At 61.4% G+C, this 7,139-nt stretch carries 10 protein-coding genes; 5 read left to right on the forward strand and 5 right to left on the reverse strand.

Annotated elements, in window-relative coordinates; translation table 11 throughout:
• Positions 1-3 precede the first annotated feature (3 nt).
• The 3 genes from O7A61_RS18815 to sufA all read left to right on the forward strand — a co-directional run bounded on the left by O7A61_RS18815 (position 4) and on the right by sufA (position 2,128).
• Positions 4-1,245 carry a cysteine desulfurase gene (locus O7A61_RS18815; RefSeq protein WP_337131083.1) on the forward strand — a complete coding sequence of 414 codons (1,242 nt, stop codon included), beginning with the start codon at positions 4-6 and terminating at the stop codon, positions 1,243-1,245.
• Between the two features lie 5 nt (positions 1,246-1,250).
• On the forward strand, positions 1,251-1,646 hold the full coding sequence (locus O7A61_RS18820; protein WP_337131084.1) for an SUF system Fe-S cluster assembly protein: 396 nt from the start codon (positions 1,251-1,253) through the stop codon (positions 1,644-1,646).
• 101 nt (positions 1,647-1,747) lie between these two features.
• Positions 1,748-2,128 (forward strand): Fe-S cluster assembly scaffold SufA, encoded by a 381-nt coding sequence (sufA, locus tag O7A61_RS18825; protein ID WP_027143660.1) that lies wholly within the window; start codon positions 1,748-1,750, stop codon positions 2,126-2,128.
• Between the two features lie 35 nt (positions 2,129-2,163).
• Here the strand turns inward: sufA and O7A61_RS18830 are convergent, their stop codons facing one another.
• The gene (locus tag O7A61_RS18830; RefSeq protein WP_140715107.1) at positions 2,164-2,661 is read right to left on the reverse strand and encodes a GFA family protein; all 498 of its coding nucleotides are present in this window, start codon (positions 2,659-2,661) and stop codon (positions 2,164-2,166) included.
• 90 nt (positions 2,662-2,751) lie between these two features.
• Here O7A61_RS18830 and O7A61_RS18835 point away from each other — a divergent pair, with 90 nt between their 5' ends.
• Entirely contained in the window at positions 2,752-3,075 is a 324-nt protein-coding gene (locus tag O7A61_RS18835) for a TfoX/Sxy family protein (protein ID WP_337131085.1), read from the forward strand.
• Between the two features lie 184 nt (positions 3,076-3,259).
• Here O7A61_RS18835 and O7A61_RS18840 read toward each other — a convergent pair whose 3' ends face one another.
• The gene (locus tag O7A61_RS18840; protein ID WP_337131086.1) at positions 3,260-4,177 is read right to left on the reverse strand and encodes a pseudouridine-5'-phosphate glycosidase; all 918 of its coding nucleotides are present in this window, start codon (positions 4,175-4,177) and stop codon (positions 3,260-3,262) included.
• Between the two features lie 57 nt (positions 4,178-4,234).
• On the reverse strand, positions 4,235-5,179 hold the full coding sequence (locus O7A61_RS18845) for a carbohydrate kinase family protein (RefSeq protein WP_337131087.1): 945 nt from the start codon (positions 5,177-5,179) through the stop codon (positions 4,235-4,237).
• Between the two features lie 205 nt (positions 5,180-5,384).
• Between O7A61_RS18845 and O7A61_RS18850 the strand changes: the two genes are divergently transcribed.
• The gene (locus O7A61_RS18850; protein ID WP_337131088.1) at positions 5,385-6,260 is read left to right on the forward strand and encodes an IS1595 family transposase; all 876 of its coding nucleotides are present in this window, start codon (positions 5,385-5,387) and stop codon (positions 6,258-6,260) included.
• Between the two features lie 50 nt (positions 6,261-6,310).
• Here the strand turns inward: O7A61_RS18850 and O7A61_RS18855 are convergent, their stop codons facing one another.
• Together O7A61_RS18855 and O7A61_RS18860 are read right to left on the reverse strand one after the other, a co-directional pair.
• Entirely contained in the window at positions 6,311-6,598 is a 288-nt protein-coding gene (locus tag O7A61_RS18855) for a hypothetical protein (protein WP_337131089.1), read from the reverse strand.
• A 154-nt stretch (positions 6,599-6,752) separates the two neighbouring features.
• Positions 6,753-6,995 carry a hypothetical protein gene (locus O7A61_RS18860; RefSeq protein ID WP_337131090.1) on the reverse strand — a complete coding sequence of 81 codons (243 nt, stop codon included), beginning with the start codon at positions 6,993-6,995 and terminating at the stop codon, positions 6,753-6,755.
• Positions 6,996-7,139: the final 144 nt, after the last annotated feature.

Raw genomic sequence — 7,139 nt, forward strand, 5'->3', positions numbered from 1 at the left:
GTGATGGACCAGAAGATCGAAACCACCCCCTACGACGTCGAGACGATCCGCCGTGACTTTCCGATTCTGTCGCGCGAAGTCTATGGCAAGCCGCTCGTCTATCTCGACAACGGCGCCTCAGCGCAGAAGCCGCAGGTGGTGTTGGATACCATCGAGCACGCCTACAGCCAGGAATACGCCAACGTCCATCGCGGCCTGCATTTCCTCTCCAATGCCGCTACCGAGGCCTATGAGAAGGCGCGAGAAACGGTGCGCCGGTTCCTCAATGCGCCAAGCACCGACAACATCGTCTTCACCTCGAACACGACCTCGGCCATCAACACCGTTGCTTATGGCTATGGCATGCCCAATATCGGCGAGGGCGACGAGATCGTGCTGTCGATCATGGAGCATCATTCCAACATCGTGCCGTGGCATTTCATCCGCGAACGCCAGGGCGCCAAGCTCGTCTGGGTGCCGGTCGACGACCTCGGCGTCTTCCACATCGAGGAATTCGAAAAACGCCTGACCGACCGCACCAAGCTGGTCGCCATCACTCAGATGTCGAATGCGCTGGGTACGGTGACGCCAATCAAGGAGATTGTCCGGATCGCTCACGCCCGCGGCATTCCGGTGCTTGTCGACGGCAGCCAGAGCGCCGTGCACATGCCCATCGACGTGCAGGATCTCGATTGCGACTTCTTCGTCTTCACCGGCCACAAGGTCTACGGCCCTTCGGGCATCGGCGTGCTCTACGGCAAGAAGGATAGTCTCGCCGGAATGCGGCCCTTCATGGGCGGCGGCGAGATGATCGAGGAGGTGACGGAAGATATCGTCACCTACAACGACCCGCCGCATCGCTTCGAGGCCGGCACGCCGCCAATCGTCCAGGCGATCGGACTGGGTGCCGCGCTCGACTACATGGACTCTGTCGGCCGTGAGCGCATCGCGGCACACGAGGAAGACCTCAAGAATTATGCCCATGAGCGCCTGCGCGCCATCAATTCGCTGCGCATCTTCGGTGATGCGCCTGGCAAGGGCGCCATCATCTCCTTCGAACTCAGAGGTATTCATGCCCATGACGTCTCGATGGTGATAGACAGGCAAGGCGTGGCTGTCCGCGCGGGCACCCATTGCGCCCAGCCGCTGTTGAAACGCTTTGGCGTAACCTCCACATGCAGGGCATCGTTCGGCATGTATAATACCAGGGCCGAAGTCGACGCTTTGGCCGAGGCGCTTGAAAAAGCGCGCAAGTTTTTCGGGTGACGACCATGGAAGATGTGAGCACCACCACCACCGAGGCTACGCCGGAAACCGCCGGCAACAGCGTCGTTTCCGCCTCGGCCATCCCGGCCGATGAACTGGCGCGGCTGACCGATGACATCGTCTCGGCCCTGAAGACGGTCTATGACCCGGAAATCCCGGCCGACATCTACGAGCTCGGCCTCGTCTACAAGATCGACGTCGAGGACGACCGCTCGGTCAAGATCGACATGACGCTGACCGCGCCCGGCTGCCCGGTGGCCGGCGAAATGCCTGGCTGGGTGGAAAACGCTGTCGGCGCCGTCGAAGGCGTATCTGGCGTCGAAGTCAACATGACTTTCGATCCGCCCTGGACGCCCGACCGCATGTCGGAAGAGGCGCAGGTCGCGGTGGGCTGGTACTAGCACCGAGCCCAGTACACTTGCGCCTGTGGTAAAACTTCACCATTTTAGGTGAGGAATCATTCGGCAGGCCTTGAACCTGCATGGAATGGAGAAGGAAAAACATGGGACGCTTTGCCGTCATCACGATGACCGAAAAGGCCGCCGACCGGGTGCGCGAGATCGTCGCCACGCGCGACAACGCGCATGGCATTCGCCTCGGCATCAAGAAGGGCGGCTGCGCCGGCATGGAATACACGGTCGATCTGGTGACCGAGCCCAACGCCAAGGACGACCACATCGAGCGCGACGGCGCCCATGTCTATGTCGCGCCGGAAGCAGCACTTTTCCTGTTCGGCACCGAGATGGATTTCGAGCAGACGACGCTGCGCACCGGCTTCACCTTCCGCAACCCGAACCAGAGTTCGGCCTGTGGCTGCGGCGAATCTGTCGAGTTGAAGCCCGCCGATCTCAAGGCGCTGGCCGAGGCGCGCGCTTCGGCCTGAGCATTTCCTTCGCCCCGTAAACGGGGAGAAGAAAGCTAATCCACCCACATGCCGGTCCGCTTGTGCCAGTCGGCGATCGATTCCTCGGGATAGACGTCGAACACCTTGTCCTTCGGCCCGATATCGGGCTCGACCCAGTTCGCCTTGTATTTCAGCATCAGATGCACTTTTTCGGGCGGCTTCGGCAGGTCGCTGTCGATCGCCGAGGCGAAGGGATGCACCAGTTCTGGCCAGGTCGGGTCGTAGAGCCAGAGCGCTGACCCGCATTTGCGGCAAAAATTGCGCTCGCCGGTCGAGACCTCGCAGTTGGGATGCTCGTCGTCCTCGATCTCGGCGCGATAGACGCCAAGGTTTCTCTTGCCCCTGATGTTCAGCGTTTCGTAGTCGGCGCCGAGATTGATGGCGAAACCGCCGCCGCCCTGCTGCTTGCGGCAGATCGAGCAGTAGCACAGCATGAACGGCACGGGCGTGTGGCTTTCCACTTCGAAACGCACGGCGTTGCAGCGACAGGACCCCTTGAGCAGCACAGGCATGGCAAAATCTCCGACACGATAGCCTCAACCTGTCAGCATGATTTTGGTTGCGGCGATGACAAGGCCAAATGCCGGTGGCATGATCGCCGCATGGACAATGAACGCATCGCCGAACTGTTCGAAGGCCTCGGTCAGGTCAGCATCCGAAAACTGTTCGGCGGCAAGGGCATCTATTTCGACGGCGTCATCGTCGGCATTGTCCTGCGTGGCGAATTGCTGCTGAAGGCCGACGAGCAAAGCGCACCGGATTTCGAAGCCGCGGGCTGCCGGCGGTGGACCTACACCGGCACGCGCCATGGCAAGCTGGTGGCAATGCCCTACTGGAGCATTCCCGACAGCGCTTTTGACGATCCGGACGAAATGATGGTCTGGGCACGTCGCGCCTATGAGGCGGGGCGGCGCGCGGGGAAGTAGATTCCGGCAAGCGCGAGGCCGCCCCCTCATCCGGCCGCTTCGCGGCCACCTTCTCCCCGAGGGGAGAAGAGGTCGGCGTCGGCGCTGCAAGCTCCTCTCCCCTCGGGGAGAGGTCGGATTGCCCCGAATTGCTCTTTGCAATTCGGTTTTGGCAATCCGAGTGAGGGGGCCTTCGCCGCGTGAACTACAAAGCCTTGGCGATCTCAGCCGCCAGCCTTGCATTGTTCTCGACCAGCGCGATGTTGGTCTTCAGGCTGCGGCCGCCGGTGAGTTCGAGGATTTTTCCCAGCAGGAACGGTGTCACCGCCTTGCCGGTGACGTTGAGGGCTTCGGCCGCTTTCTGCGCGGCTTCGATGTAGCCCGCCATTTCTTCAGCGGGGATTTCGTGGTTTTCCGGCACCGGATTGGCAATCAGCAAGCCGCCGCCCAAACCCAGAGCTAGGCGCGTCTGATAGAAATGCGCGATGTCTTCCGGCTTGTGCAGGGTCAATGGCGCCCGGAACGGCGACTGCCGCGACCAGAAGGCCGGCATCGTCTCGCAGCCATGGCCGATAACGGGCACGCCGCGCGTCTCCAGCACTTCCAGCGTCTTTTCGATGTCGAGGATCGCCTTGGCGCCGGCCGAGACGACGATGACCGGCGTTCGCGCCAGTTCATCGAGGTCGGCCGAAATGTCGAAACTCTTTTCCGCGCCCTTGTGCACGCCGCCGATGCCGCCGGTGGCGAATACTTTTATCCCGACCATGTCAGCCGCGATCATGGTCGCGGCGACCGTGGTGCCCCCGGTGCGGCCTTGCGCGACGGCGAAGCCGAGATCGGCGCGCGACAACTTCATGGCGTCACCCGTCATCGCCAGCGATTCGCGCTCGCCGTCGGAGAGGCCGATCTTGATACGGCCGCCAATCACGGCGATCGTCGCCGGCACCGCGCCGCCGTCAGCGATGATCATTTCGACATTGGCCGCCATGGCGCCATTGTCGGGATAAGGCATGCCATGGGTGATGATGGTGCTTTCGAGCGCCACCACCGGGCGCCCGGCGGCCAGGGCTTGCGCCACCGGTGCATGGATATCGATGAAGGGGCGGGCGGTTTCTGGCGTCATCTCTGATCTCCAATCCGGAGTGCGGCGCATCCACTGCGCTCTATGAATTTGCCGGTCTCATGCCACTTCCCTGGCATCCGGCACAAGGGCCAGCGCCTCCGCGAAGCTCGCCGCGGTGAATTCGGGCACCGCGTTGGCGCTTTCGATGGTCAGCGTTGCCGCCGCGACGCCTTCGCGCAGGGCCTGGCGCAACGGCAGGCCGCGCAGCAGTGCCGCGACCGTCGCGCCCGCCAGTGCGTCGCCGGCGCCGGTGACATCGGCGACTTTTCTCGGAGCAGGCGGCAGGATCGAAAAGGCGCCCGTGCCGTCGAAACCCAGCACAGGGCCACTGCCTGCCGTGACCACGCCGCTGGCAAGGCCGCTGCACCGCAATCCGTCGATCATTTCCTGCTCGCCGGCACTTGCATTGACGCCGGCCAGCACAGCGGCCTCCCGTCGGTTCATGAAGAGTTGGGCCAGCCCGCCCAGCACCGGCATCAGCCGCGTCACCTTGGCCGGCGAAATCGCGATGGCGAAAACCGGTTTGCCGGCGGCGAGCGACAGCAACCCCTCCAGTGCGGCCGACGGCAGGTTGGCGTCGCACAGGATGGCATCCGCGGCGGCCACTTCCTGGCGTATCTTGGAACGTCTGATCTGCTTGGGAAAAGCCAGGTCGTACAGCGCCATGTCGGCAAAGCCGACGATCAATTCGCCCTCGCGGTCGATCAGCGCCGTGTAGCTCGGCGTGGTACGGTCGAGGAACACCGCCGAAAGATCGGCGATGCCTGCCTCGGCGATGGCCCGTGAAACCGTATCGGCTGACGCATCGCCGCCGCGCACCGAAAGCAGCGATGCGCAGAGGCCGCGCCGCACCATGCTGCGCAACGCATTGAAGACGCCACCGCCGACATCCTCGCGCATCGTGCCGGGATTGGAGGCGGCCGGCACATAGAGGCCGGACACCTGGCCACGCCGGTCGATATGGGCACCGCCCACGGCCAGTATCTTCGCGGATTCCACCATGGCGGCGATATGACCTTTGTTGTTGGGACCGCACAAGCGCTACAATGCGCGACAGAGCTTCGCATGCAGGACGGCGATTCGGCCGGACTTAGGATCGAGCCGTCTGGCCCAATGCGGAGCCTGTTCCTGCCCGGGCGGAGCCTGTTCCTGCCCGGGGGGATGTATCCCCTTGAAACATGTAAGGGCTCATGCTATATAATTCAGTATGAGCAACAAACTTCCTACCCTTCGCCAGTTCCAAGAGCGCTTCACGACCGAAGACGCCTGCCTCGAACACCTCATGGTGACACGGTACGGCGAACGTCACGAATGTGCCAAGTGCCATCGCGTGGCAAAATTCCACCGCGTGAAGGCTCGCCGCTGCTACGAGTGCGACTTCTGCGGTGCGCAGGTCTACCCGACCGCTGGCACGCCGTTTGAAGCCACGCGCACCTCCTTGCGCGACTGGTTTACCGTCATGTTCATGTTCTGCGCTTCCCGCAACGGCGTGTCCGCGAAGGAAGTCCAGCGCACCATCGGCGTGACCTATAAGACCGCTTGGCGCATGTGCAACCTCATTCGCCAGTATATGGGCTATGTCGATGGCGACAACACGCTTGGCGGCAAGGACGGCGGCATCGTAGAGGCTGACGAAATGTACTTCGGCGGCGTTGATAAGCGCGGCGAAGACGACAAGGCGATTATCTTTGGTGCCATCGAGCGCGGTGGCGATGTCGTCACGCAAGTCATTCCGAGCCGCAAGGCCCGCCACATCATGCCTGCCATTTTGAAGTGGGTTAAGCAGGGATCGCGCGTTGCGACTGACGAACTGCTTTCATACGGCGAATTGATGGAAAACGGCTACATGCACGGCACCGTCAATCACAGCGCTGGCGAGTACGTGAACGGGCAAGTCCACACCAACAACATCGAAGCTTTCTGGTCGCACGTCAGGCGTTCGATGAGCGGGACTTACGTTTCGGTTTCGAAGAAGTGGCTGCAGACCTACCTTTGGGAGTTCGAGTTTCGGCAGAACCTGCGGAAGCATCCCCACTTGATGCTTGACCTCTTGTTGCAATCGTTCCCGCGCCCGGAACGGTGAAGGGTGGCTTGGTTGCCATTGCCTTTAGGAGGCGGTCAAAGCGCTTGTTTTCAGTCAAAGCTGGTGTTGTCCTTGATTTCTTTAATCGTCGTTCCGCGAACGCGCCACAGGACGATACCACCAGCATAGCATACAACCGCCGCGATGACGAAACCCCATCGTATGCCGGACCAAAACCCAAGCGTTTCGGTTGCGACACCAGATGCCATAGAGAGGCTTTCTGTGACGTCAAAGGCATAGCCCAACAAGCCAGTGCCAATTGAGAACGCCACAGTGGCTAGCCCAGACAATGCGCCGATGCTGTGTAGGTCGCCATCGGTTACGGGGTACGCCTTCACGTTGCGCTTCCCATACAGGGTCGTGAAACTGCTACCTCTATTCGCAAAGGCTTTTGTCGGTTTACTCGGGGATGGTGGGACAGTGAGACCCTGCGCTGCTCCGCTGGAAGCAGCCTGGGTTTGTATCCCGGCACCGGACAAGGCCGAGCCGCCCCTATTTTGTGTCGGCGCTGACATTTGAGGCTGCTTCGAATTCCGCGATGCGGTGCCCAAGAACATTTTGAAGTATCTTGGACAATTCCCACGCCTGATAGGGCGTCATAGCCACAGCGCCACGAAAATTGATCGGGCTTTCCGGAGTGCGATTTTCGCCGAATGCGATCCGCACCAAATCCCCGTGACCACTGACGATAAACCTGTTCGCGGTTACCGTTGGCACGATATAGGTGGAGTCCATCAAGTCGTCCGGTGCTACTAGAGCGTCGGATGCTCAGGTTGAATCGCGAGGGATTCCGATGATGTCGGGTTTGTGATTCACTTCCGTATGGAGGTGATTTGCCATGCCCAAGCCCTATTCGCTCGATTTGCGTGAACGTGTGGT

Origin of the sequence: Mesorhizobium sp. Cs1321R2N1 (assembly GCF_037179725.1) — a bacterium.
Lineage (GTDB): Bacteria > Pseudomonadota > Alphaproteobacteria > Rhizobiales > Rhizobiaceae > Mesorhizobium > Mesorhizobium salmacidum.